The sequence below is a fragment of the Brevibacterium sp. SIMBA_078 genome (assembly GCF_046534565.1).
In the GTDB taxonomy this organism is placed as follows: Bacteria; Actinomycetota; Actinomycetes; order Actinomycetales; family Brevibacteriaceae; genus Brevibacterium.
Map to the genome: position 1 here is coordinate 1 of NZ_JAWRYQ010000086.1, position 339 is coordinate 339.

The 339-nt window shown below is 41.0% G+C and carries 1 protein-coding gene; it reads right to left on the reverse strand.

The features are described 5' to 3' along the window. Positions 1-339, reverse strand: a 339-nt coding sequence (locus SB749_RS18970) for a restriction endonuclease subunit S (RefSeq protein ID WP_410711667.1), incomplete at both ends; no start/stop codon positions are given.

The window sequence follows — 339 nt, forward strand, 5'->3', positions numbered from 1 at the left end:
GTTCATTGAATAATTTGGTACTAAAAGGATATCCATACTGGACATCCATCTCTTCCGTTATTGCCTTGAGTATCCACCCCTCGGGTATTTCGCGCTTAAGCTCTTTGTTGTAAACCATCTTGCCGCCGGATGATTTATAGGGCTTGCCAATGGCGTCGGGGAAGTCGAACTGTACGAACCAATAGTCGTACATAAGCTTTGCCATGGCTTCTAGCTCGGCATTTATTTTGTTGTTTAGTTCTATTTTTTTATCGATTGTTTTTAGAATGGCAGCAATAGAATCTTGATACTCTCTACTAGGAATAGGTATGTTGATTGCGGAAAAGGCGCTCTTATTCA